The 23,133-nt window shown below is 69.6% G+C and carries 23 protein-coding genes; 10 read left to right on the forward strand and 13 right to left on the reverse strand.

Annotation, left to right across the window (positions count from 1 at the left end; genetic code table 11):
• Positions 1–70: 70 nt before the first annotated feature.
• Positions 71–1,039: an NAD-dependent epimerase/dehydratase family protein gene (locus tag AC1PZ7_RS05245; protein ID WP_482358452.1), complete on the forward strand. Its 969-nt coding sequence runs from the start codon at positions 71–73 to the stop codon at positions 1,037–1,039.
• Between the two features lie 68 nt (positions 1,040–1,107).
• Here the strand turns inward: AC1PZ7_RS05245 and AC1PZ7_RS05250 are convergent, their stop codons facing one another.
• From AC1PZ7_RS05250 to AC1PZ7_RS05265, 4 genes are all read right to left on the reverse strand, one after another.
• Positions 1,108–2,550 (reverse strand): NAD-dependent succinate-semialdehyde dehydrogenase, encoded by a 1,443-nt coding sequence (locus AC1PZ7_RS05250; RefSeq protein ID WP_482358453.1) that lies wholly within the window; start codon positions 2,548–2,550, stop codon positions 1,108–1,110.
• Positions 2,551–2,646: 96 nt separating this feature from the next.
• Positions 2,647–3,123 carry a VOC family protein gene (locus AC1PZ7_RS05255; RefSeq protein WP_482358454.1) on the reverse strand — a complete coding sequence of 159 codons (477 nt, stop codon included), beginning with the start codon at positions 3,121–3,123 and terminating at the stop codon, positions 2,647–2,649.
• A 3-nt stretch (positions 3,124–3,126) separates the two neighbouring features.
• The gene (locus AC1PZ7_RS05260; protein WP_482358455.1) at positions 3,127–3,486 is read right to left on the reverse strand and encodes a DUF1428 domain-containing protein; all 360 of its coding nucleotides are present in this window, start codon (positions 3,484–3,486) and stop codon (positions 3,127–3,129) included.
• A gap of 36 nt (positions 3,487–3,522) precedes the next feature.
• The gene (locus tag AC1PZ7_RS05265; protein WP_482358456.1) at positions 3,523–3,948 is read right to left on the reverse strand and encodes a VOC family protein; all 426 of its coding nucleotides are present in this window, start codon (positions 3,946–3,948) and stop codon (positions 3,523–3,525) included.
• Positions 3,949–4,029: 81 nt separating this feature from the next.
• Between AC1PZ7_RS05265 and AC1PZ7_RS05270 the strand changes: the two genes are divergently transcribed.
• Complete coding sequence (locus AC1PZ7_RS05270) at positions 4,030–4,743, forward strand: winged helix-turn-helix transcriptional regulator (protein ID WP_482358457.1); 714 nt, start codon at positions 4,030–4,032, stop codon at positions 4,741–4,743.
• Between the two features lie 101 nt (positions 4,744–4,844).
• Here AC1PZ7_RS05270 and AC1PZ7_RS05275 read toward each other — a convergent pair whose 3' ends face one another.
• From AC1PZ7_RS05275 to AC1PZ7_RS05285, 3 genes are all read right to left on the reverse strand, one after another.
• Positions 4,845–5,627 (reverse strand): Bax inhibitor-1/YccA family protein, encoded by a 783-nt coding sequence (locus AC1PZ7_RS05275; protein ID WP_482358458.1) that lies wholly within the window; start codon positions 5,625–5,627, stop codon positions 4,845–4,847.
• A gap of 165 nt (positions 5,628–5,792) precedes the next feature.
• The gene (locus AC1PZ7_RS05280) at positions 5,793–8,396 is read right to left on the reverse strand and encodes an ABC transporter permease (RefSeq protein WP_482358459.1); all 2,604 of its coding nucleotides are present in this window, start codon (positions 8,394–8,396) and stop codon (positions 5,793–5,795) included.
• On the reverse strand, positions 8,393–9,118 hold the full coding sequence (locus tag AC1PZ7_RS05285) for an ABC transporter ATP-binding protein (RefSeq protein ID WP_482358460.1): 726 nt from the start codon (positions 9,116–9,118) through the stop codon (positions 8,393–8,395). Before AC1PZ7_RS05285 ends, AC1PZ7_RS05280 begins: the two co-directional genes overlap by 4 nt.
• 144 nt (positions 9,119–9,262) lie before the next feature.
• Between AC1PZ7_RS05285 and AC1PZ7_RS05290 the strand changes: the two genes are divergently transcribed.
• A complete protein-coding gene (locus AC1PZ7_RS05290) occupies positions 9,263–9,913 on the forward strand; it encodes an arylesterase (protein WP_482358461.1) in 651 nt (216 codons plus the stop codon).
• 198 nt (positions 9,914–10,111) lie between these two features.
• A complete protein-coding gene (locus AC1PZ7_RS05295) occupies positions 10,112–12,139 on the forward strand; it encodes an acyltransferase family protein (protein WP_482358462.1) in 2,028 nt (675 codons plus the stop codon).
• A 182-nt stretch (positions 12,140–12,321) separates the two neighbouring features.
• Here AC1PZ7_RS05295 and AC1PZ7_RS05300 read toward each other — a convergent pair whose 3' ends face one another.
• The 4 genes from AC1PZ7_RS05300 to dapF are packed head-to-tail and all read right to left on the reverse strand — an operon-like array spanning position 12,322 to position 16,055.
• Positions 12,322–12,912, reverse strand: a complete 591-nt coding sequence (locus AC1PZ7_RS05300; protein ID WP_482358463.1) for a septation protein A — start codon at positions 12,910–12,912, stop codon at positions 12,322–12,324.
• Between the two features lie 2 nt (positions 12,913–12,914).
• Positions 12,915–13,865 carry a signal recognition particle-docking protein FtsY gene (ftsY, locus tag AC1PZ7_RS05305; RefSeq protein ID WP_482358464.1) on the reverse strand — a complete coding sequence of 317 codons (951 nt, stop codon included), beginning with the start codon at positions 13,863–13,865 and terminating at the stop codon, positions 12,915–12,917.
• The gene (gene mtaB, locus AC1PZ7_RS05310; protein ID WP_482358465.1) at positions 13,862–15,175 is read right to left on the reverse strand and encodes a tRNA (N(6)-L-threonylcarbamoyladenosine(37)-C(2))-methylthiotransferase MtaB; all 1,314 of its coding nucleotides are present in this window, start codon (positions 15,173–15,175) and stop codon (positions 13,862–13,864) included. The genes ftsY and mtaB overlap by 4 nt, the downstream gene beginning before the upstream one ends.
• 4 nt (positions 15,176–15,179) lie before the next feature.
• Positions 15,180–16,055, reverse strand: coding sequence for a diaminopimelate epimerase (dapF, locus tag AC1PZ7_RS05315; protein ID WP_482358466.1), 876 nt, complete (start codon positions 16,053–16,055; stop codon positions 15,180–15,182).
• Between the two features lie 216 nt (positions 16,056–16,271).
• Here dapF and AC1PZ7_RS05320 point away from each other — a divergent pair, with 216 nt between their 5' ends.
• The 4 genes from AC1PZ7_RS05320 to AC1PZ7_RS05335 all read left to right on the forward strand — a co-directional run bounded on the left by AC1PZ7_RS05320 (position 16,272) and on the right by AC1PZ7_RS05335 (position 20,261).
• Positions 16,272–17,060, forward strand: coding sequence for a GyrI-like domain-containing protein (locus AC1PZ7_RS05320; RefSeq protein WP_482358467.1), 789 nt, complete (start codon positions 16,272–16,274; stop codon positions 17,058–17,060).
• Positions 17,061–17,141: 81 nt separating this feature from the next.
• Positions 17,142–18,404 carry a dual-specificity RNA methyltransferase RlmN gene (gene rlmN, locus AC1PZ7_RS05325; RefSeq protein WP_482358468.1) on the forward strand — a complete coding sequence of 421 codons (1,263 nt, stop codon included), beginning with the start codon at positions 17,142–17,144 and terminating at the stop codon, positions 18,402–18,404.
• A 9-nt stretch (positions 18,405–18,413) separates the two neighbouring features.
• Positions 18,414–18,926 (forward strand): hypothetical protein, encoded by a 513-nt coding sequence (locus AC1PZ7_RS05330; RefSeq protein ID WP_482358469.1) that lies wholly within the window; start codon positions 18,414–18,416, stop codon positions 18,924–18,926.
• A 105-nt stretch (positions 18,927–19,031) separates the two neighbouring features.
• Positions 19,032–20,261, forward strand: coding sequence for an argininosuccinate synthase (locus AC1PZ7_RS05335; RefSeq protein WP_482358470.1), 1,230 nt, complete (start codon positions 19,032–19,034; stop codon positions 20,259–20,261).
• A 160-nt stretch (positions 20,262–20,421) separates the two neighbouring features.
• On the opposite strand, the gene AC1PZ7_RS05340 is transcribed toward AC1PZ7_RS05335, so the two are convergent.
• A complete protein-coding gene (locus AC1PZ7_RS05340; protein ID WP_482358471.1) occupies positions 20,422–20,919 on the reverse strand; it encodes a pyridoxamine 5'-phosphate oxidase family protein in 498 nt (165 codons plus the stop codon).
• 299 nt (positions 20,920–21,218) lie between these two features.
• Between AC1PZ7_RS05340 and AC1PZ7_RS05345 the strand changes: the two genes are divergently transcribed.
• Positions 21,219–22,334, forward strand: coding sequence for a site-2 protease family protein (locus AC1PZ7_RS05345; RefSeq protein ID WP_482358472.1), 1,116 nt, complete (start codon positions 21,219–21,221; stop codon positions 22,332–22,334).
• Between the two features lie 7 nt (positions 22,335–22,341).
• On the opposite strand, the gene AC1PZ7_RS05350 is transcribed toward AC1PZ7_RS05345, so the two are convergent.
• Positions 22,342–22,590, reverse strand: coding sequence for a hypothetical protein (locus AC1PZ7_RS05350; RefSeq protein ID WP_482358473.1), 249 nt, complete (start codon positions 22,588–22,590; stop codon positions 22,342–22,344).
• A gap of 196 nt (positions 22,591–22,786) precedes the next feature.
• Here AC1PZ7_RS05350 and AC1PZ7_RS05355 point away from each other — a divergent pair, with 196 nt between their 5' ends.
• Positions 22,787–23,020, forward strand: a complete 234-nt coding sequence (locus tag AC1PZ7_RS05355; protein ID WP_482358474.1) for a hypothetical protein — start codon at positions 22,787–22,789, stop codon at positions 23,018–23,020.
• The last annotated feature ends 113 nt before the right edge of the window (positions 23,021–23,133 follow it).

Below are 23,133 nucleotides of genomic sequence, written 5' to 3' on the forward strand. Positions count from 1 at the left end.
GATTATAGGCAATTTCGTTTATCTCCGCATGCGCCCATTCTCGCGTCGCCACGATGTTGAGGAGATGGACATGACGACAAGGACAGCCCTCGTGCTCGGCGCGACCGGCGGCATCGGCGGGGAGGTCGCGCGGCATCTGGCCGGGCGCGGCTGGACGGTGCGGGCGTTGGCCCGCTCATGCGAGGCCGGGCAGCGCCAGGGCATCGCCTGGGAGCGCGGCGACGCGCTGAACGCGGCCGATATACGCCGCGCCGCCGCGGGCACGTCGCTCATCGTGCACGCGGTGAACCCGCCCGGCTATCGCGACTGGGACCGGCTGGTGCTGCCCATGCTGGACAACACGATCGGCGCGGCCCGCCTCGCCGGCGCGCGCGTGCTGCTGCCGGGCACGGTCTATAATTACGGGCCGGACGCCTTTCCGCTGATCGACGAGGAGGCGCCGCAGAACCCGCTGACCCGCAAGGGCCGGATCCGGGTGGAGATGGAGCGGCGCCTGCGCGCGGCGGCCGAGGCCGGCGACATCCGCGCGCTGATCGTGCGGGCGGGAGACTTCTTCGGGCCGCGCGCCGGCAACAACTGGTTCGGGCAGGTGCTGGCGAAGGCCGGCGCCCGGCCCCGCAGCCTGACCTATCCCGGCCGGCAGGGCGTCGGCCACCAATGGGCCTATCTGCCGGACGTGGCGGCGACCATGGCGCAACTGGCCGAGCGCGAGGATCTCGGCGCGTTCGCGCGCTTCCACATGGAGGGGGAATGGGATGGCGATGGCGGCGGCATGATCGGCGCGGTCCGCCGGGCGCTGGGCGACCCCGGCCTGCCGGTCCGTCCGCTGCCCTGGCTCGCCCTGCGGCTGGCCTCGCCCGTGGTGCCGCTGTTCCGGGAACTGGCCGAGATGCGCTATCTCTGGCAGCGGCCGGTGCGGCTCGACAACCGCCGGCTCGTCGGCCGGCTCGGCGCGGAGCCGCATACGCCGCTCGATATCGCGGTGCGGGCGACGCTGGCCGGGCTCGGCTGCCTCGACCGGCCGGCGGTGGCGGCCTAGATCCTGGTCCCGGCCCGCCGCGCCGCCCGCTCGCGCCATGACTGGCCGAGCGGGCGCGCCGTCAAGGCTCAGAGGCCGATGCAGACATATTTGACGTCGACATACTCGTCGACGCCGTATTTCGAGCCCTCGCGGCCGATGCCCGATTCCTTCACCCCGCCGAACGGCGCCACTTCCGTGGTGATGACGCCGGCATTGATGCCGACCTGGCCGTAGCGCAGGTTTTCCGAGACGCGGAAGGCGCGGGCGAGGTCGCGTGTGTAGAAATAGCAGGCGAGGCCGAACTCGGTGTCGTTGGCGAGGCGCACCGCCTCCTCCTCGGTCTCGAAGCGGAACACCGGGGCGACGGGACCGAAGATCTCCTCGCGGGCGAAGTGCATCTCCGGCGTGGCGTCGGCGATCACGGTCGGCTGGAAGAACTGGCCGCCGCGTGCGTGGCGCGCGCCGCCGGCGACGATCCTGCCGCCCTTGGCGAGGGCGTCGGCGACGAAGCTCTCGGTCTTGGCGACCGCCTTGTCGTCGATCAGCGGGCCCTGCACCACGCCGTCCTCGAGGCCGGGGCCGACCTTCAGGGCGGCGGCGGCGGCGGCCAGCTTCGCGACGAAGGCGTCGTAGATGCCGGCCTGCGCGTAGAAGCGGTTGGTGCAGACGCAGGTCTGGCCGGAATTGCGGTATTTCGAGGCGATGGCGCCGGCCACCGCCGCGTCGACATCGGCGTCGTCGAAGACGAGGAAGGGCGCGTTGCCGCCCAGTTCCATCGACACCCGCTTCACCGTTTCGGCGGCCTGCTTCATCAGGAGCTTGCCGATCGGGGTGGAGCCGGTGAAGGTGATCTTGCGCACGGTCGGGTTGGAGGTCATCTCGCCGCCGATGGCCGAGGCCGAGCCGGTGAGGATGTTGACGACGCCCGCGGGATAGCCGGCCTGCTCGCACAGCACGCCCCAGGCGAGGCCCGAATAGGGCGTCTGCGTCGCCGGCTTCACCACCGAGGTGCAGCCCGTCGCCAGCGCCGGGCCGATCTTGCGCGCCAGCATGGAGGAGGGGAAGTTCCACGGCGTGATGGCGGCGACGACGCCGACCGGCTGCTTGGTGACGAGGATGCGGCGCTCGCCCCAGGGCGAGGGGATGACGTCGCCATAGACGCGGCGGGCTTCTTCCGAGAACCAGAGCACATAGGCGGCGCTGGCGCCGACCTCGCCCATGGATTCGGCGAGCGGCTTGCCCTGCTCGACGGTGAGCAGCTCGGCCAGCGCGCGCTGATTGTCCATGATGGCGGCGTGGAGGCGGCGCAGCAGCTTGGCGCGCTCGTCCGCCGTGGTGCGCGAGAAGCTTTCGAATGCCGTCTCGGCGGCGGCGATGGCGCGGCGGGTCTCCTGCGCGCCGGCGTTCGGCACGGTGCCGATCACCTCGCCGGTGGCCGGGTTGGTGACCTCGATGGTGCCCTTGCTGTCGGCGCCGACCCAGTCGCCGCCGATGAAATTCGCCTCGCGCTTGAAATCCGCCCAGTTCATAGGCCTGCCTCCTGACGGGCGCGCGCCCTCATGGCCCGCGCCGGGTGAGGCTATGTAGCGCCCGCGCCGGAAGGCGACAACGCCAGCGGGCGCGCATCAGCTGCGATGATAGGCGGCTTCCAGCGCGGCGATGTCGAGCTTCACCATGTCGAACATCGCCTCCATCGCCCGCTTCGCCCTGGCCGTGTCGGGGTCCTTGATCATGGCGAGGAGCACGCGCGGTGTGATCTGCCAGGACAGGCCGTAGCGGTCGGTGATCCAGCCGCACTGCACCGGCGTGCCACCTTGCGACAGCGCGTCCCATAGCCGGTCGATCTCTTCCTGGCTGTCGCAGGGGACAATGAGCGAAACGGCGGGCGTGAACTGGTAATGCGAGCCGCCATTGAGCCCGAGATAGGCGACGCCGTTGAGCGTGAACTCCACCGTCAGGACGTCGCCCGCCTTGTTGCCGGGCGTATCGACGGGAGAGAGGTTGACGGATTCGACATGCGAGTTGGGAAGCAGCGAGACGTAGAACCGCGCCGCCTCCTCCGCCTTGCCGTCGAACCACAGGCAGGTGCGGATGGGCTGCATCGCTCAGCCCCCGCTCACGTCGAGCAGCGGGGCGAAGCCGCCGAAGATCATGCGCTGGCCGTCGAAGGGCATGTCGGTCATTTCCTTCAGGCGCGGATCCTCCATGAATTTCTTCATGCCGATGTCGCGCGCCTCGCGCGAGGGCCACTCGATCCAGGAGAACACCACGGTTTCCTCGGGCGTCGCCTTCACCGCCATGCGGAAATCCGTGACCTTGCCGTCCGGCACGTCGTCGCCCCAGGCCTCGACGGCGCGCGTCGCGCCGTGTTCCACGAAGATCGGGGCCGCCATCTCGGCCATGGCGCGGTAGGCGTCCTTCTTGGCGGTCGGCACGGCGACAACGAATCCATCGATGTAGCTCATCGTTTCCTCCTGTCCGCAAATGCGGGTAAGCCGGTGTCAGGATGCGTCCGCCCGCGCGGCGGTGGCAGGCTGCATGTCCATCCAGAACGGTTCCCAGATATGTCCGTCCGGATCCTCGAAGCTGCGGCCATACATGAAGCCGAGATCCTGCCGCGGGCCGGGATCGGCCTTGCCGCCGAAGGCGACGGCCTGCGCGACGATGGCGTCCACCGCCTCGCGGCTGTCCTGCGAGAGGGCGATCAGGACTGCGCAGGCGGCATGCGCGTCGGCGATCGGCCTGGGCGTGAAGCCGCTGAACTTCGCATGGGTGAGAATCATGACGAAGATGGTCTCGGAAAGCACCATGCAGGCGGCGGTGTCGTCGGAGAATTGCGGATTTCGGGTCGCCCCGATGGCCTCATAGAAGGCGATGGAGCGGGGGAGGTCGCGGACCGGCAGATTGATGAAGACGTGCTTGGACAAGGCTTCCTCCCGCGGCTCTCTGCCGCCTTCCCCAGCGGCATTTTATTGACGTGATAGAGCGATAAGTTACATAAGGCAACAATGGACTTAAAAAAGGTAACCATGGAGGGCGGGGCACCGTCGCGGCGTCACTATCAGGATGCCTGCGCCGCCGCGCATGCGCTGGACCTGTTCGGCGAGCGCTGGGCGCTGCTGGTCATGCGCGAGCTGATGATGGGACCCAAGCGCTTCGGCGACATCAAGGCGGACCTGCCGGGCATCAGCGCCAATGTGCTGACCCAGCGCCTCGAAAGCCTTGAACAGTCGGGCGTGCTGCGCCGCCGCCGCCTGCCGCCGCCGGCCTCCGCGCAGGTCTATGAGCTGACCGAATGGGGCTATGAGAGCGAGCCGATCTTCCAGGCCATGGGCCGCTGGGCGGCGCGCTCACCTCTGCACGACCCGACGCTGCCCTTCGGCGCGGTCTCGCTGATGATGTCGCTGCGCACCATGCTGAGCCGCGAGCGGGCTGCGTGGATGGCGGCGAGGATCAACATGGCGATCGGCCGCGAGACGTTTCGCCTGACGCTGGCGGAAGGCGAGATCGCCGCCGAGCGCGGGCGGCACGAGGCGCCGGATTTCACCTTCACCGGCGAGGCGCGGATGATCGCCGCCGCGATCTATGGCGGCCAGCCGATCGAGGCGCTGGAGGCGGCGGGGCTGCTGAGGCTGGACGGCGACCGGGCGCTCGCCGGGCGCTTCATCAGCCTGTTTCCGCTGCCGCCGAAGGCCGAGCTGCCGGCGCCAGCGGAGGCGTGACGGATCTTTCCCGCCCTCGGGCGCGCGGACAAAGAAAAAGCCCCGGCGGCTGCCGGGGCTTTCGGTCTGCGTGAGGCCGCTGCGCGAGGGCGCGGGGCGGCTCAGTTGTTCCGGTTGCCGAAGAGCTGCAGCAGCATCAGGAACAGGTTGATGAAGTCGAGATAGAGCGTCAGCGCGCCCATGATGGCCTTGCGGCCGGCCACCACGTCGTCGTCGCCGGCGAAGTACATCTCCTTGATGCGCTGGGTGTCGTAGGCGGTGAGGCCGGCGAACACCAGCACGCCCACCACCGAGATGATGAACTGCAGCATCGAGGAGCCGAGGAAGATGTTCACCACCATCGCGATGATGATGCCGATCAGGCCCATCATCAGGAACGAGCCCATGCCGGACAGGCTGCGCGTCGTGGTGTAGCCGTACAGGCTCAGCCCGCCGAAGGTCGCGGCGGTGATGAAGAACACCCGCACGACGCTCTCATGCGTGTAGACCAGGAAGATGCTGGCGAGCGACACGCCGACGAGGCCGGCATAGAGCCAGAAGATGCCCTGCGCGGCGCCCACGCTGAGGCGGTCGACGCGGAAGCTGAGGAAGAACACCGCCGCGAGCGGGGCGAGCATCACCACCCAGCGCAGCGGGCTGAAGAACAGCGCGACGCCGAGATCGGTGAGATAGATGCCGGGCGCGATGGCGGACGCCGTCGGCACGTCGGAGACGGCCAGCATGTAGATGCCGAGCGCCGCCGCGCCGGTGATGGCGAGGCCGAGCGTCATGTAGTTGTAGACGCGCAGCATGTAGGAGCGCAGGCCCAGGTCGATCTCGGCCTGCGTCCGCGCCGCCGTCGCCCCGAAGCGCGGCACGGAGACGTTGCGGTTAAAGTCGGACATGGTCGGATCCTCTCCCGATAACACCGTGCCCCATCCGGGCACCGGCAGCATGCCGGTTCGCCCGAACGGGAAGTCACGGGGAATATGAGGGGCGTACCGGCTTGCCGCAAGTGAAGTTTGCGACAGGAATGACGCTGCGGCAGCCCTTCTTGCCGCCGCGCACGCTCACAGGTTGCGCAGGATGCGCGCCGGTTTCTGCCCCAGCGCGCGCCAGGTGCCGATGAGGCCGAAGCCGACGGTGAGCACGAGGGCGACCGCCACCGCGCCGACCGCCGCGCCGGTCGACCAGGCGAAGGCCAGCTTCATCACGTAGACCACCACGACATAGGCCGCGGCCGCGCCGGCGCCGACCGCGACGACGGCGGTGACGAGGCCGAGCGCGGCATATTCCAGCGCGTAGGCGGCCACCAGCCGCGCCCGCGTGGCGCCCAGCGTCTTGAGGATCACCGCATCGTAGACGCGGTGGTGCTGGCCCGCCGCCAGCGCGCCGGCGAGCACCAGAACGCTGGAGAGCAGGGTGACGAGGCTGGCGCCGCGTATCGCCGTCAGCAGGTTGGCGACGATCTCGCCGATCTGCGTCAGCGCCTCCTTCACCCGCACGGCGGTGACGGCGGGGAAGTCGGCCGCCACGGCGCGGCCGAGGCTGCGCTCGGTCGCCGCGTCGCCGCCCTCCGGCAGGGTGAGGGTGGCCAGCGAGGTGTGCGGCGCGCCGGCGAAGCTGTTGGGCGAGAACACCATGACGAAATTGATCGCCAGCCGTTCCCATTCGACGTCGCGCAGATTGGCGATGGTGGCGGTGATCGACCGCCCGAGGACGTTCACCGTCACCTCGTCGCCGATCTTCAGGCCGAAGGCGTCGGCGATCTCGCGCTCGAAGGAGACCAGCGGCGGGCCGGCATAATCGGCCGGCCACCAGTCGCCGGCGGTCAGGATCGAGCCTTCCGGCACCTCCTGCGCATAGGTGACGCCGCGGTCGGAGGACAGCACCCAGGCGAATTCCGGCGGCGGGTCGAGGCTTTCCGCCGGCCGGCCGGCGAGCGTGATGATGCGCCCGCGCAGCATCGGCACGATCTCGACCTCGCCCTCGGGCGCCTTCTGCTTCAGCCATGTGGCGAAGCGGTCGGTCTCGTTGCTCTGGATGTCGAGGAAGAAGAAGCTCGGCGCCTCGGTGGGCAGCCGCGAGGTCAGCTCGCGCGTCAGGCTGCGGTCGATCAGCGCCAGCGTGACCAGCAGCGTCAGGCCGAGGCCGAGCGACAGCACGATGGTCGGCGTCAGCGCCGCCGGCCGGTGGATGTTGGCCAGAGCGAGCCGCAGCGCCGTGGAGCGCGGGCGCGGCAGGCGGCGGGCGACCGCCATGATGAGCGCCCCGACGAGGCGCAGCGTCACCAGCACGCTGGCGGCGGCGACGAGATAGAACAGCGCGATGCGCCGCTCCTCGGACGCGGCGACGGCCAGCGCGGCGAGGGCGAGGATGGCGAGGCCGGTCAGCGCGATATAGACGAGGCGCGGCCGCCGCCGCCCGCCTTCCACGCGCTCGCGGAACAGCGCCGAGACCGGCACGTCATGGGCGAGGCCCAGCGGCCACAGCGCGAAGGCGAGCGCGATCAGCCCGCCATAGGCGACGGCCAGCGCCAGCGCCGCCGGCTGCAGGCTCGGTTCGATGGGCACGGGCAGCAGATGGCCGAAGGCGGCATTGGCGATGAAGGGCAGCGCCGAGCCGACCGTGACGCCGATGGCGATGCCGACCAGCGCGATCAGCCCGACCTCGGCGAGATAGATGGCGAACACGGTGACGCCGGGCGCGCCCAGGCTCTTGAAGGTGGCGATGACGCCGCGCTTGGCGTCGAGATGGCTCTTCACCGCATTGGCGACGCCGACGCCGCCGACCAGCAGCGCGGTGAGGCCGACAAGGGTCAGGTACTCGGTGAAGCGCCGGACATTGTTTTCCAGCCGGGGAGCGGCGGCGTCGCGGGTGCGGACCTCGAAGGCGGCTTCCGGCGCGCCGTGCTGCACATGCTCGACGAAGCTCGCGAGGGCCGCCGGATCGGTCATCCGCACCCGGTAGTGCCAGCGCACGAGGCTGCCGGGCTGCAGCAGATGGGTCGCGCGCAACGCGTCCATCGACACCATCAGGCGCGGGCCGAAGCCGATGCCGGTCGACAGCAGGTCCGGCTCGCGGGCGATGATGCCGCGGAGGGTGAGCGTGGCCTCGCCGAGCTGGAAACGGTCCCCGGCCTTGAGGCCGAGCCGGTCGGCCAGCGCCGGATCAACGACCGCGCCATAGCTGCCGTCGCGTTCCGCCAGGGCGGCGGCGAGCGGCTGGGAGGGTTCGATGTCGAGGGTGCCGACCATCGGATAGGCGCCGTCGACCGCCTTCACCTCGGCCAGCGTGGCGTCGAGCGTGTCGCCCGCGCCGGCGCGCGCCATGGCGCGCAGCGTCGCGACGGTGGAGACCCGGCCGCCCTCGGCGATCAGCCGGTATTCCTGCGGCGTGGCCTCGCGCTGGACGAGGCTGAAGGCGGCGTCGCCCCCGAGCAGGGTGGTGCCCTCGCGGGCCAGCCCGTCGGTCAGGGCGCGCGAGAAGGCGCCGACGCCGGCGATGGCCGCCACGCCGAGCGCGAGGCAGGCGAGGAAGACGGCGAAGCCGCGCAGGCCGCCGCGCAGCTCGCGCAGGGCGAAGCGCAGCGCCAGCGTCCGGCGGGCCGGGCGGGGCATTGCCGTCGGCCGCGCGGCATCGGCGGCGGAGGACGACAGGCGTTCCGTGCTCATGCCCCGGTCCCGGCAAGGGCGGCGTCGAGCGCCGTCTCGGCCTCGATGACGCCGGAGCGCAGCCGCACGGTACGGTCGCAGCGCCCGGCCAGGGTGGCGTCGTGGGTGACGATCACCAGCGTCGCACCGCGGCGCGCCTGCGCGTCGAACAGCAGGTCCATGATCTGTCGACCGGTGGTCTCGTCGAGATTGCCGGTCGGCTCGTCGGCCACGAGGATGCGCGGCTCGGGCGCCAGCGCCCGGGCAACCGCCACGCGCTGCTGCTCGCCGCCGGAAAGCTGCGAGGGATAATGGTCGAGCCGCTGGCCGAGCCCGACCGCCGCGAGTTCGGCAGCGGCGCGCTCGAAGGCGTCGGCGCGGCCGGCGAGTTCCAGCGGCACCGCGACATTCTCCACCGCCGTCATGGTGGGGATGAGATGGAAGGCCTGGAACACGATGCCGACATTGCGGCCGCGGAAGCGGGCGAGGGCGTCCTCGTCGAGCCCGGTCAGCTCCTGCCCGGCGACCGTCACCCGGCCGGAATTGGCGCGCTCGAGGCCGGCGAGCACCATCAGCAGGCTCGACTTGCCGGAGCCCGACGGCCCGACCAGGCCGACGGCCTCGCCCTGGCCGATGTCCAGCGACACGCTCTTGAGGATATGGACGCGCGCTGCGCCGGTGCCGAGGGAGAGTTCCACCTCATGGAGGCGGATGGCGGGATCGGTCCTGGAATGTGACGGCATGTCTTCCTTTTCACGTCTGGCCCGGCGTGGATGGTGCCCGGCGTGCCCCCGGTGCGCCTCGTCGATGCTGCTTGACGGATGCGTTCCCCTTGGCGGCCGGCAGCAAAGGCAACATATGCTGCGCTGCACCGTTTCCGGAAGGGTATGGCCTTGTCACGATTTCTCCACCACCTCCTCGCCCTCGGCGGCCTCGTGCTGGCGACCTGCGCGCCGGCGGGCGCCGCGACGCTGCGCATCGTCGCCTTTGGCGACAGTCTCACGGCCGGATACGGGCTTCCCGCCAGCCAGGCCTTCCCAGCGCGGATGGAAGCGGCGCTGCGGGCCAAGGGACACGATGTTGTGATCGAGAATGCCGGAGTGTCGGGCGACACGACCAGCGCCGGCCTCGCCCGGCTCGACTGGTCGGTGCCCGAGGGAACCGACGCGCTGATCCTGGAGCTCGGCGCCAACGACTCGCTGCGCGGCCTCGATCCCGCCATTCCCGAGAAGTCGCTCGACGCCATTCTGGCGCGGCTGAAGCAACGGGGCATTCCGGTGCTGATGGCGGGGATGCTGGCGCCGCCGAACTACGGCGCCGATTATCAGCGGCGTTTCGATCCCATCTATGAGCGCCTGGCGACGAAATACGACGCGACGCTCTATCCCTTCTTCCTCGACGGGGTGGCCGGCCAGCCACGCCTCAACCAGCCGGACGGCCTGCATCCTACCGCCGCCGGCGTCGACGTCATCGTCGCCCGCATGCTGCCGACGGTGGAGGCCTTCATCGTGGGCCTGCCCGCCCGAAGGGCCGACTGACGGGCGGCCGGGCCATTCACCGAGCCCGCGTTTCGAGCCCGCATCTTTCATCGCGTCGAAGCTCCCGGCGGCGTCTGTCACATGAATGCCGCAGGGGTGTGTCCGCGCGGCCCTCGACGCCGTCAGGGGCATATTGTATTGACTGATTGCGGAGCATTTCAGGTCGTTAATTGAACTTATTGCCTTGTTCGGGGTGTTATGAAGTATAGAAGCGAGATCGACGGGTTAAGGGCCGTCGCTGTCGTCCCCGTTATTCTGTTTCATGCGGGATTTGGCGCTTTTGGCGGCGGATATGTCGGTGTCGACATTTTCTTTGTCATCAGCGGCTACCTCATCACGAGGATCCTGCTCGCCGACATCGAGAGCGGCAGGTTCTCCATCGCGAAATTCTACGAGCGGCGGGCGCGGCGTATCCTTCCCGCGCTGTTTCTCGTCATGGCCGCCTGCATCCCCTTCGCCTGGATCTGGATGATTCCGGAGCAGCTGCGCGATTTCGGCCGCAGCATCGTCGCGGTGGTGTTCTTCGTCTCGAACTTCCTGTTCTGGCGCGAGGAGGGCGGCTATTTCGCCGCCGTCGCCGAGCTGAAGCCGCTGCTGCACACCTGGAGCCTGGCGGTCGAGGAGCAATATTATCTGTTCGCGCCGCTCAGCCTCGCGCTGCTCTGGCGGTTCGGCCGCAGGGCGGTGTTCTGGGCGGTGGTCGCCACGGCCGTGGTGAGCCTGCTCGCCACCGAATGGGGCTGGCGCTACGCGCCGCGCGCGAATTTCTATCTGCCGCAGTTTCGCATCTGGGAATTGCTGGCCGGTTCGATCTGCGGATTTCTCGCCGCCGAGCGCATGCCGCGGCCGAACAACTGGCTGAGCGCCCTCGGGCTCGGGCTGATCCTGTTCGCCGTCTTCTATTTCGACCGCAACACGCCGTTTCCGAGCCTCTACGCCCTCATTCCGGTGGTCGGCACGGCGCTGGTGGTGATGTACGCGCACAAGGGCACCATCGTCGCCCGGCTGCTGTCGGCGCGGCTGCTCGTCGGCCTCGGACTGATCAGCTACAGCGCCTATCTCTGGCACCAGCCGCTCTTCGCCTTCGCCCGCATCCGCTCTATGGGCGAGCCGCCGCCGGCGCTGCTGCTGGCGCTCGCCGTGCTGTCGCTGCTGCTCGCCTATCTGAGCTGGCGCTTCGTCGAGCAGCCGTTCCGCAAGCGTCCGCTCCCGCTCCTGCCGAGCCGGCGCCTGGTGTTCGGCGTGAGCAGCGTGGTCGGCATGCTGTTCGTCGGCTTCGGCCTCTATGCCAGCGTGACCAACGGCATTCCCAGCCGCCTCGCCAATCCCGAGCTGGGCAGCCGCGAGGCGCGCCTGCTCGAATCGGTGCGGCCGAGCCGGCTCGGCGCCAAGTGCTACGCCGGCAGCGAGCTGCAGAATGCCGGCGAGCGCGGCCAGCTCTGCCCGATCTTCGAGCCGAAGGACCCGGAGCTGCGCATATTGGTGATGGGCGACAGCCATTCCTACACGCTGCTGCCGGCCTTCGCGGAGATCGGCAAGCGCAATGCGGTCTATCGCATGGGTCTCGGCAGCTGCCCGCCGATCATCGGCGCGTCGGTGCGCGGCGGCGTGTTCGACGAGCATGTCTGCCCGGATCTGGCGCGCCGGCAGATGCAGGCGGTGAAGGACGGAAAATTCGACGTCGTGGTGCTGTCCGCGCGCTGGACGTTGTACCCGGTCGGCACCGGCAATCATTTCCGGCTGTCGCGCGAGGGCGATCCCTATTTCCCCTCCCGCGCCGAAGCGCAGGACGTGTTCGCCACCATGCTGGCCGAGACGGTGAAGGCGTATCGCGCGCTCGGCGCGGCGGTGGTGCTGGTCGAGCAGGCACCGGAACAGGCCGTGCTGCCGCAGAAGATCCTGCAGCAGGTCGCGCTGCTCGGCGTCGGCGAGGGACTGACCGAGGAGCAGTTCGAGGAGGCGATCTTCGACACCTCCGCGCCGGCCGAGGGGGAGCGGGAGCGGCAGGCCTTCGTGCGCAGCGTGTTCGACAAGGTGAAGGGCGAGAAGGTCTGGGTGCTGTCCTTCGACGAGGCCTTCCTGCTCAATGGCCGCTATCTCTGGGGCGACCGGAACGGCAGCTACTATATCGACGGCGACCACCTCTCCGCCTATGGCGGCAGGCTTCTGGAGCCGGCGATGACGGCGGCCTTCGCCGAGATCCGGCGCAGCCTGCGCGGCGATTGAGGGCGGGGAGCGCGACGGCAGCCGTGAGCCGCCCATCGTCGCGCTCCCCGCGTTCCAGCTCCCCGAAAAACCGCCCCATGCAATAGCGTGCGCTCGGCCGCACCGGCCGTGAGGTCAGCACCCTCCGTCTCGGCACCATGACCTTCGGCCGGCAGAACACCGGGGGCGGTGGCGGCCCGCCGTCAGCTCTCGCCCTTGGTCTCGGGCGGCGCGTGGCGGGTCATCAACGGCACCTGCGCCATGGCGAAGACAAGCGTCGCCGGCAGGTAGACGAAGGTCTTGAAGGCGACCCAGGTGTCGGTCGACACGTTGCGCCAGACGATCTCGTTGAGCACCGCCATGACGAGGAAGAAGGAGCCCCAGCGCAGGGTGAGCTCGCGCCAGCCGAGATCGGTCAGCGTGAAGACGTCGCCCAGCACATAGGGCAGCAGCGGCTTGCGGAAATACAGCCCGCTGAACAGGGCGAGGCCGAACAGCGCGTTGACGATGGTCGGCTTCATCTTGATGAAGTGGTCGTCCTGCAGGACGATGGTGAGCGTGCCGAACACCATGACGACGCCGGCCGAGACCAGCGGCATCACCGCGATCTTGCGCGCCACGATCCACATCACCGCCAGCGCCGCGAAGGTGGCGACCATGAAGGCGCCGGTGGCGAGATAGATGCCGCCGCGCCCGTTGGCGATGAAGAACACGGCCAGCGGGCCGAGCTCCAGCGCGAATTTGAGCATCGGGTGCATGGTGCGCAGGCGGGTCGCGGACGGCGTGTCGGTCATGATCAGCTCTCCAGTCCGACGATGGCGCGGGCAAAGTCCCTCGCCTCGAAGGGTTGCAGGTCGTCGATGCCCTCGCCGACGCCGATGAGGTGCACGGGCAGGCCGTATTTGGCGGCGATGGCGACGAGGATGCCGCCGCGCGCCGTGCCGTCCAGCTTGGTCATCACGAGGCCGGTGACGCCCGCCACCCGCCGGAACACCTCGACCTGCTGCAGCGCGTTCTGCCCGACCGTGGCGTCGAGCGTCAGCACCACGGCGTGCGGGGCCGAGGGATCCTGCTTCTTGATGACGCGCACGACCTTTTCCAGTTCCGCCATCAGCTCGGCGCGGTTCTGCAGGCGGCCGGCGGTGTCGACGATCAGCACGTCGGCGCTATCGGCGCGCGCCTGCTGTAGCCCGTCGAAGGCGACGCCGGCGGCGTCGGCGCCGGGGGCACGGGAGACGATGGTCGCACCGGTGCGGTCGGCCCAGACCTTGAGCTGCTCGATCGCCGCGGCGCGAAACGTGTCGCCGGCGGCGAGCACGACCTTCTTGCCCTGCGCCTTCAGGATGGAGGCGAGCTTGCCGATGGTGGTGGTCTTGCCCGAGCCGTTGACGCCGACCATCAGCAGCACGAAGGGCTTCGTCTCGGCGGCGAAGACCAGCGGATGGGCGACGGGCTTGAGCACCGCCTCGATCTCCTCGGCGACCAGCGCGCGGACCTCGTCGGGCTCGATGGTCTTGTCGTAGCGCCCCTTGCCGACCATGGCGGCGATGCGGGCCGAGGTCTCCACGCCGAGATCGGCGCGGATCAGCACGTCCTCGAGGTCCTCGAGCGTGTCGGCGTCGAGCTTGCGCTTGGTGAAGAGGTCGGTGATGCCGGTCGACAGGCCGGACGCGGTGCGCGTCAGGCCCTGCGTCAGGCGTTTCCAGAAGCCGGGGCGGGAATTGGTCGTGTCGTTCATGTCGCTCATGCCGCGATCAGCCGCGCGCCGTCATGGCCGGCGATGCGTATCTGGGCCAGGGTGCCGGGCGCCAGCGGGCGGGCGAGGCGTACCGGGGTGAAGCCGGGGGTGCGGGCGATGCCGCCGCGCTCGGCCAGCACCTCGCGGCGCCGGCCGACCTCGCCGGCGAGGTGGCGCAGCAGGGCCTGCGCGGCTTTTTCCCGCAGACGGCGGGCGCGGTCCTTCACGATGTCGGTTCCGATCTGCGGCATGCGCGCCGCCGGGGTGCCCTGGCGCGGGGAGAAGGGGAAGACGTGCAGATGCGTCAGGCCGCAGGCGTCGACGAGGTCGAGCGAGGCGCGGAACTGCGCCTCGGTCTCGGTCGGGAAGCCGGCGATGATGTCGGCGCCGAACACCATGTCGGGGCGGCGGCGGCGCATTTCGGCGCAGAAGCGGATCGCGTCGGCGCGCAGGTGCCGGCGCTTCATGCGCTTGAGGATCAGGTCGTCGCCGGCCTGCAGCGAGAGGTGCAGATGCGGCATCAGCCGCTCCTCCTCGGCGATGGCGCGCATCAGTTCGTCGTCGACCTCGACCGAATCGATCGAGGAGAGCCGCAGCCGGGCGAGTTCCGGCACATGGCGCAGCAGCGCGCGCACCAGCGTGCCGAGCCGCGGCGCGCCGGGCAGGCCGGCGCCATAGGAGGTGAGGTCGACGCCGGTCAGCACCACCTCGCCGAAGCCCTCGGCGACGAGGGCGCGCACGCGCTCCACCACCGCGCCCATCGGCACGCAGCGCGCGTTTCCCCGTCCATAGGGGATGATGCAGAAGGTGCAGCGGTGGTCGCAGCCATCCTGCACCTGGACGAAGGCGCGGCTGTGCCCGTCGATCGTGTCGGCTGGGCCGTCGAGCAGGTGCGGCGCGCTCTCGCGCACGGCCATGATGTCGCCGACGCGGATCTTCTCGCCGGCCTCGAGGTCGAACGGGTTAGCGAAGGCGTCGCGCGTCGCGCGCCAGCTCTGCGGCGACAGCTTCTCGGCATTGCCGAGCACGCGGTCGACCTCTGCCATGCCGGCGAAGGCGGCGGGCTCGGTCTGGGCGGCGCAGCCGGTGACGACGATGCGGCGGGCGGGGTCCTCGCGCTTGAGCCGGCGGATCGCCTGCCGCGCCTGCTTCACCGCCTCGGCGGTGACGGCGCAGGTGTTGACGATGACGGCGTTCTCCAGCCCGGCGGTCTCCGCCATCGCCTTCGCGGTCGCCGAATCCAGCGCGTTGAGCCGGCAGCCGAAGGTCACGACGTCGACGGGCGAGGCAGAAGCGAGGGCGGGAGAGGCGAGGCTCATGGGATCAGTCGGCGCCGGCGGGGGCGCCGAGCATGGCGGCGGTGAGACGGCCGTCGAACTCGAATTCGGCCGGGCCGGTCATCAGCATGTGGTCGTCGCTCGCGCGCCAGTCGATGACGAGATCGCCGCCCGGCAGGGTGACGGTGACGCGGCGGCCGGTGAGGCCGAGACGGGCGGCGGCGACGGCGGCGGCGCAGGCGCCCGTGCCGCAGGCGCGAGTGAGGCCGACGCCGCGCTCCCACACCTTCAGCACGATGTGCTCCGGCGAGACGACCTGCGCGGCGGAAATGTTGGCCCGCTCGGGGAAGATCGGGTGATGCTCCAGCTCCGGCCCGTAGCGGCCAAGCTCGACGGCCTCGACGTCCTCGACCCAGAAGATGGCGTGCGGATTGCCGACATTCACCACGGCCGGGGCACGCAGCACCGGCGCGTCGGCCGGGCCGGCCTGCAGCTCGATGGCGCGGGTGTCCGCCACCGGGCCGGCGAGGGGGATGTCGTGCCAGCCGAAATGCGGCACGCCCATGTCGACGGTGATGCCCTGCGTGCGGACGGTGCAGTCGAGCGCGCCGGCCACGCTCTCGAACACCAGGTGGCTCGCGCCGGTGCGGCCGGCCTCGTAGAGCGCGATGCAGCGCGTGCCGTTGCCGCAGGCGCCCGATTCCGAGCCGTCGGCGTTGATGATGCGCACGAAGGCGCTCGTGCCTTCGCTCTTCGGCGGGTAGAGCGCCATGATCTGGTCGAAGGGCAGCACGTCGGGGCGGGCCAGCGCCCGCGCTTCCTCCGGCGGCACGGCGAGCGGCGCGTCGCGCAGATCCAGCACGACGATCTCGTTGCCGAGGCCGTTCATCTTGACGAAGGGACGGTTTTCCAGCGCTGCCATTGATCCGGGTTCGCGGCTTTCGGCCCGCAGGCCTGAAGATTGGCTCCTTATATGGCGAAGCGCCGCGGATTGGCCAGACTCAATGGCCCGACTTGCGGCGGCGGGCGCCGCATCGATCGGCGTGCGAACGCGCCCTCCGCGCGTCGCGCCCCGGTCGCGGGCGGCGCGGGAGAATGCTAAGCATGGGCGGCGTCCGTGCCTTTTTCCGGTGAACCGATGATGTTGGTGATCTCGCCCGCCCGCCTTGCCATGCGGCGGCTGTCCGCTCCGCTCGCGCTGCTTGTCGCGGCGCTCCTGTTCTCGGGACCGTTGCGGGCGCAGACCGCGCCGGCCGACGGCGCTCCCGTCGCGCCGCCCGCCGGGCCGGCGGCAACGGACGCACCCGCCGCGCCATCGCCCGACGCTCCATCGCCCGAGGCTCCTGCACCGCCCGACGATGCGGCGCCGCTGGACGATGACGGCATGGTCGCCCCGCCGGTGGTCGACCCGAAGGCGGTCGACACACAGAAGATCGCCCCCGCCGGCGATCCGCTGAAGCGGCCGGACGGTTTTGGCGACGCGGCGACGCTGCAGCCCGTGCCGGTGCTGATGAAGAAGGCGCATGCGAGCTGGGACGACGCGTTCAAGACCATCGTCGCCACGCTGAGGGAGATCGACGCCGAGATGGCGCGGCTGAAGCTGACGCCGAACGGCGCCTCCTTCATCATCTATACCGCGACCGACGATCTCGGCTTCGACTTCGAGGCGGCCGTGCCGTTCGAGGGGGCGACGACCGAGAAGCCGCAGAACGGCGTCAGCTTCTCCGCCTCGCCGGCCGGCAAGGCGCTGCGCTTCACCCATCGCGGCCCCTATGACGCGATGGACCCCACTTACGAGCAGATCGCCAACCTGCTCGACGCCAAGGACCTGGAGGCGCAGGACCTCTATGTCGAGGAATACCGCTCCGATCCGCGCACGACCTCGCCGGACGATCTCGTCATCGACATCTGGGTGCCGCTGAAGTGAGGCGGCGGGCGGCGCGCCGGCATTCGCATCGCGCGCCGCTCTGTGCTATGAGGCGCGCAAACACGCATCCTCGATAAAGCAATGAACCTGATCGATACCACTGCGGCGACCGCCGCCGGGGCAGCCCCCGGCGTCGAGACGCACCCTTCCGAAACGACGAGCGCGGCGGCGACGCCGGCCCCGGCGAAGCGTTCGCTTGCCGGCCTCGACCGCGCAGGCCTCGCCGAGGCGCTGGCGCAGATCGGCGTCTCCGAGCGCGAGCAGCGTATGCGCGTCGCCCAGCTCTGGCACTGGATCTATCTGCGCGGCGTCACCTCCTTCGACGAGATGACCAATGTCGGCAAGCCGCTGCGGGCGAAGCTGGAAGCCGCCTTCACGCTCGCCCGGCCGGAAGTGGTGGTCGAGCAGGTGTCCAATGACGGCACCCGCAAATGGCTGCTGCGCCTGCCTCCCGACATCGCCGGCGACAAGCCGCACGATGTCGAGATGGTCTACATCCCCGAGAGCGACCGCGGCACGCTGTGCGTCTCCAGTCAGGTCGGCTGCACGCTCAACTGTTCGTTCTGCCACACCGGCACGCAGCGGCTGGTGCGCAACCTCACGAGCGCCGAGATCGTCGCGCAGGTGATGGTGGCGCGGGACCGTCTGGGCGACTATCCCGGCATGGCGCGCGCCGTCGGCCCCGGCCTGCCGACCGAGGGCGACCGGCTGGTGACGAATATCGTCTTCATGGGCATGGGCGAGCCGCTCTATGCCTATGAGTCGGTGGCGAAATCCATCGAGATCCTGGCCGATGGCGAGGGGCTCGGCATCGGCAAAAGGCGCATCACCGTCTCCACCTCCGGCGTGGTGCCGGAGATCGAGCGGCTCGGCCGCGAGGTCGGGCCGATGCTCGCCATCTCGCTGCACGCGGTGCGGGACGAGCTGCGCGACGAGCTGGTGCCGATCAACAAGAAATACCCGCTGAAGGCCCTGCTGGAGGCCTGCCGCACCTATCCGCCGGCCTCCAACGCCAAGCGCATCACCTTCGAGTACGTCATGCTGAAGGGCGTGAACGATTCACCGGCCGACGCCAAGGCGCTGGTGAAGCTGCTGGCCGGCATCCCGGCCAAGATCAACCTGATCCCGTTCAACCCCTGGCCGGGCACGAAGTACGAGTGCTCGGACTGGGAGACCATCGAGACCTTCTCCGACATCGTGTTCCGCGCCGGCTATTCCAGCCCGGTGCGCACGCCGCGCGGGCGCGACATCCTCGCCGCCTGCGGCCAGCTCAAGAGCGAGACCGAGAAGCTCTCCGCCCGCGAGCGCCTGGCGCTTCGGGCGATGGCGGCGGCGGCGGAATAGGCGGGAACGATGGACAATCTGCTGCGTCTCCTGCTGCGGCTGCTGCTGGTGCCGACCGGCGTCGTCGCCGGCATGCTCGCGACCATGGCCGTGGTGCTGTTCGGCTACTGGCGGATCGGCGATCTCCTCGCCGGCAATGACGAGGTGCAGGCGGTGGCGCTGTTCGACGCGCTGGCGGCGGCGAGCTACCTCTTGATGATGGTGGTGATGGCGATGTGGGCGGTGGCGCTGATCGGCATCCTGTTCGCCGAAGCCTTCGCGGTGCGCTCCTGGATCTTCCATGTGGCCAATGGCGCGCTCTCGGCCTGGCTGGCCGCGTCGGTGTTCGCGCCCTATGCGCAGGCGCCGGTGCCGTTCGACGGCGATCTCTACATCGTCGCGGCCGGGCTTGCCGGCGGGCTCGCCTACTGGCTGGTCGCCGGTTGGAGCGCCGGCTTCTGGAAGCCGCTGCGGCCCGAGCGTGCGATGGCGCCGCTGCCCCCCTCTCAGCCGGCACCGCCGCCATCGACCCCGGCGGGCTGAGCCAGCGGGCGATTTTTCATACACACGAAAATGTTGCGCCCGCGCGGGCCATGCCTATAGTCCGCGCGCTTTTCTGGGCTCGGCTTCTCTCCTGCGGAATGTGACATGGCTAGCGATGTGAAGAAGGTGGTGCTCGCCTATTCGGGCGGTCTCGACACCTCGGTGATCCTCAAATGGCTGCAGACCACCTATGGCTGCGAGGTGGTGACCTTCACCGCCGATCTCGGCCAGGGTGAGGAGCTGGAGCCGGCGCGCAAGAAGGCCGAGCTGCTCGGCATCAAGCCCGAGAACATCTTCATCGAGGACGTGCGCGAGGAATTCGTTTCCGACTACGTGTTCCCGATGTTCCGCGCCAACGCGCTCTATGAGGGGCTGTACCTGCTCGGCACCTCCATCGCGCGGCCGCTGATCTCCAAGAAACAGATCGAGATCGCCCGCAAGGTCGGCGCCGACGCGGTGGCGCACGGCGCCACCGGCAAGGGCAACGACCAGGTGCGCTTCGAGCTGAGCTATTACGCGCTGGAGCCGGAGATCAAGGTGATCGCGCCGTGGCGCGAATGGGACCTGACCTCGCGCACCCGGCTGCTGGAATTCGCCGAGAGCCACCAGATCCCGATCGCCAAGGACAAGCGCGGCGAGGCCCCGTTCTCCGTCGACGCCAACCTGCTGCACTCGTCCTCCGAGGGCAAGGTGCTGGAGGACCCGGCGGACGAAGCCCCGGAATATGTCTATCAGCGCACCATCTCGCCCGAGGCGGCGCCCGACAAGGCGAGCTACATTACCGTCGGCTTCGAGAAGGGCGACCCGGTCTCCATCGACGGCATCGCGCTCTCCCCGGCGGCGCTGCTGACCCGGCTGAACGAGCTCGGCAAGGAGAACGGCATCGGCCGGCTCGACCTCGTCGAGAACCGCTTCGTCGGCATGAAGTCGCGCGGCGTCTACGAGACCCCCGGCGGCACGATCCTTTTGCAGGCGCATCGCGGCATCGAGAGCATCACGCTCGACCGCGGCGCGGCGCATCTCAAGGACGACATCATGCCCCGCTACGCGGAGCTGATCTATTACGGCTTCTGGTTCTCGCCCGAGCGCGAGATGCTGCAGGCGCTGATCGACAAGAGCCAGGAATTCGTCACCGGCGAGGTGCGGATCAAGCTCTACAAGGGCAATGTCGAGGTGGTCGGCCGCGAGAGCCCCTATTCGCTCTACAATCAGGACCTCGTCACCTTCGAGGAAGGCGCGGTGGCCTATGACCACCGCGACGCGGCCGGCTTCATCAAGCTCAACGCCCTGCGCCTGCGCACGCTGGCCAACCGCCACCGCCGCATGGGCCGCTGACGCGGTCCGCCATGCACGCCTCGAACGCTGGGCCCCGCCCGGCGACGAGGGGCCGCAGCTGGAACGTGCACGCCGGGATCGCTCCCGGGCGATCACCCGTCATCCCGGATCGGCCGTGCGGCCGTCCGGGATGACGGGCCCTTCAGGAGGGCGCGCCAGCCTAGTCCAGCGGCACCTTGCGGTTGTCGCCAAAGTCGGGCTTCTCGCCGGCGAGGCGGGCGGCGGCGCGCGTGAGGCCGACGAGGACCGAGCTCGACGGGCCGTCCCAGTACTCGGCGTGCGCGGGCAGGAAGCGCAGCACCTGAATGTTCGGATCGTCCTTGCCGCGCGGCCAGTAGGCCGCCGCCGCGCCGCTCCACAGCGCGGCGATCTTCGCCCGGTCCTCCATCACCTCGCTCTCGCCGGAGACCGAGAGGAAGTCGCGGCCGGACGCGTCGGAGAAGACGAGCGCCGTCTGCGGGTCGCGCCGCAACTCCTCGTCCTTGTGGCCACGCCGGTCGGACAGGAACCACACGCAGTTCTCCTCGCGCGCGGTCAGGGCGTGCATCGGCCGGGCGCGCAGGGTGAGGCCCTGCTTGCTCACCAGCATGCAGGCACGGATCCGGTCCATCATCTCCCAGACATGGTCGACGGCTTGGGCGGTGGTTTTCGCGTCCATGGCGATCTCCCTGTTGCCTGGGGCAACCGCGCAGCGGGCGAGGGGTTCCCGATCCCGGAGCGGCGGATCGGGCAATTGCGCTGTCCTGTCACGGCGACGGGGTTATGCTGTGTGGCGGCCCGCCTTAGAGCCTGACCCCAATGCACCGTCATCCTGAGGTGCGAGCGGAGCGAGCCTCGAAGGATGGATTTCCGGTGGCCCGGACGAGCATCCTTCGAGGCTGGCCTTCGGCCAGCACCTCAGGATGACGGTCATCGGAGAGAATGCGAATTACGAGCTCAGACTCTTAGGAGAATCCCATGCCCTGGTCGCTCACCGTCGGACATGTCTATGGCACCGCGGTCCGCATCCACGTCACCTTCCTGCTGTTCCTGATCTGGATCTGGGTCGCCTATTACCAGCGCGGCGGCACCGGCGCGGCCTGGGAGGGCGTGGCCTTTGTCGCGCTGCTGTTCTTCTGCGTGCTGCTGCACGAGTTCGGCCACATCTTCGCGGCGCGGCGCTACGGGGTGAAGACGCCGGAGGTCACGCTGTGGCCGTTCGGCGGCATCGCCCGGCTGGAGCGCATCCCGGAGAAGCCGTCGGAGGAACTGGTCGTCGCCATCGCCGGGCCGCTGGTCAATGTCGCGATCGCCGCGGTGCTGCTGGTGTTCCTGGGCGGCCATGTCGGCCTCGAGCACATCGAGAACATCGAGAACCCGCAGGTGAGCCTGCTGGCCAAGCTGGCGGCGGCCAACATCTTCCTCGTGGTGTTCAACCTCATTCCCGCCTTCCCGATGGATGGCGGGCGGGTGCTGCGGGCGCTGCTGGCGATGAAGATGAGCCACGCGCAGGCGACGCAGACCGCCGCCTCGATCGGCCAGGGGCTCGCCGTGGGCCTCGGCGTGCTCGGCATCTTCGGCAATCCGATGCTGATCATCATCGCCGTCTTCGTCTTCCTCGCCGCCTCCGGCGAGGCGGGGCAGGTGCAGATGAAGCAGGCGGCGCAGGGGCTGCTGGTGCAGGACGCGATGATCACCCAGTTCGAGACGCTGGGGCCGGCGGCCAGCGTGGGCGACGCCGCCGAGGCGCTGATCCGCACCACGCAGAAGGAATTCCCCATCGTCGACGGCGCCGGGCATCTGCGCGGCGTGCTGACCCGCGACGCCATGATCCATGCCCTGCAGGCGAAGGGGCCGGGCTCCTCGGTGATCGAGGCGATGCAGGGCGACGTGCCGAGCGTCGGGGCGCGCACGCCGCTCGACCGCGCGCTCAAGCTGATCACCGAGAGCGGCGCGCCGGTGGTCGGGGTGGTGGATGCCGGCGGTAAGCTGGTCGGCCTGCTGTCGCCGGAGAATGTCGGCGAGATGATGATGCTGCGCGCCGCCCAGCCCGACGCGCGCTTCGGCCCATGGGCCAAGCGGCCGGTGGCGTGAGCGGGCTTCAGTCGGCTTCGCGCACGCCGGTGACGGCGGTGAAGGAGGGCGGGTCGCTGGCGGGGAAGGACTCGTCCAGCGCCTCGTCGACCGCTTTCTCGGACGGGGCCGGCTTCTTCCCGGCCGGCGGCGGCTCGTCGCCGGTGATGCCGCTGAAGGCCGGCGGGTCGCTCGCCGGGAAGCTCTCCTCGACGGATTCGTCGACTTCGCGCTCGGTGTAGTCCGGGGCGCCCGGCTTGCCGTTGTGCTGCACCATCGCGGGGTCTCCTGCGTTGCTCCCCTAAGATACTGGGCTGTCGGCCGGGCGGTTCAAGGCCCGGGGGCGTGGCGGGCGTTCGATTCCGGCCTGCGGGAACCTTTTGCGGCGATCGGCGTTGCTCCCCGACGCCGCGTCCTTCCCAGGCGCGCGGGCGCGGCGCCTGTCGCAGGACGCGCGCTGAGGAGAACGGTTCATGACACCCGATCACGAACCCGCCCGGCTGCAGTACTGGCCGCCGTCCCATACCGTCGACGCTCCCGACCGCTGGCCCGATTCCTACGAGTTCGGCACGGTGGAGGATGCCATCGCCTTTGCCATGACCCAGGCGCCGGCCAATCGCGAAATCGCCTGGCTGCGCACCCCGGATGGGGCGATCCTCAAGCCGCCGCAGATCCGCCGGCTGTGGGAGCTGCGCCAGCCGGATTGAGGCTGCGACGATGGCGCGGCCTTTCCAACGTTGATATTCGAGGCGTTCTGAGTATAGTGCGCCGCAAAATTCACGCGGGTCCGAAGCCCTTCGGGCCCGCTTTTTGGTGTTTT

This window comes from Ancylobacter sp. TW_SC_1, from assembly GCF_056836805.1.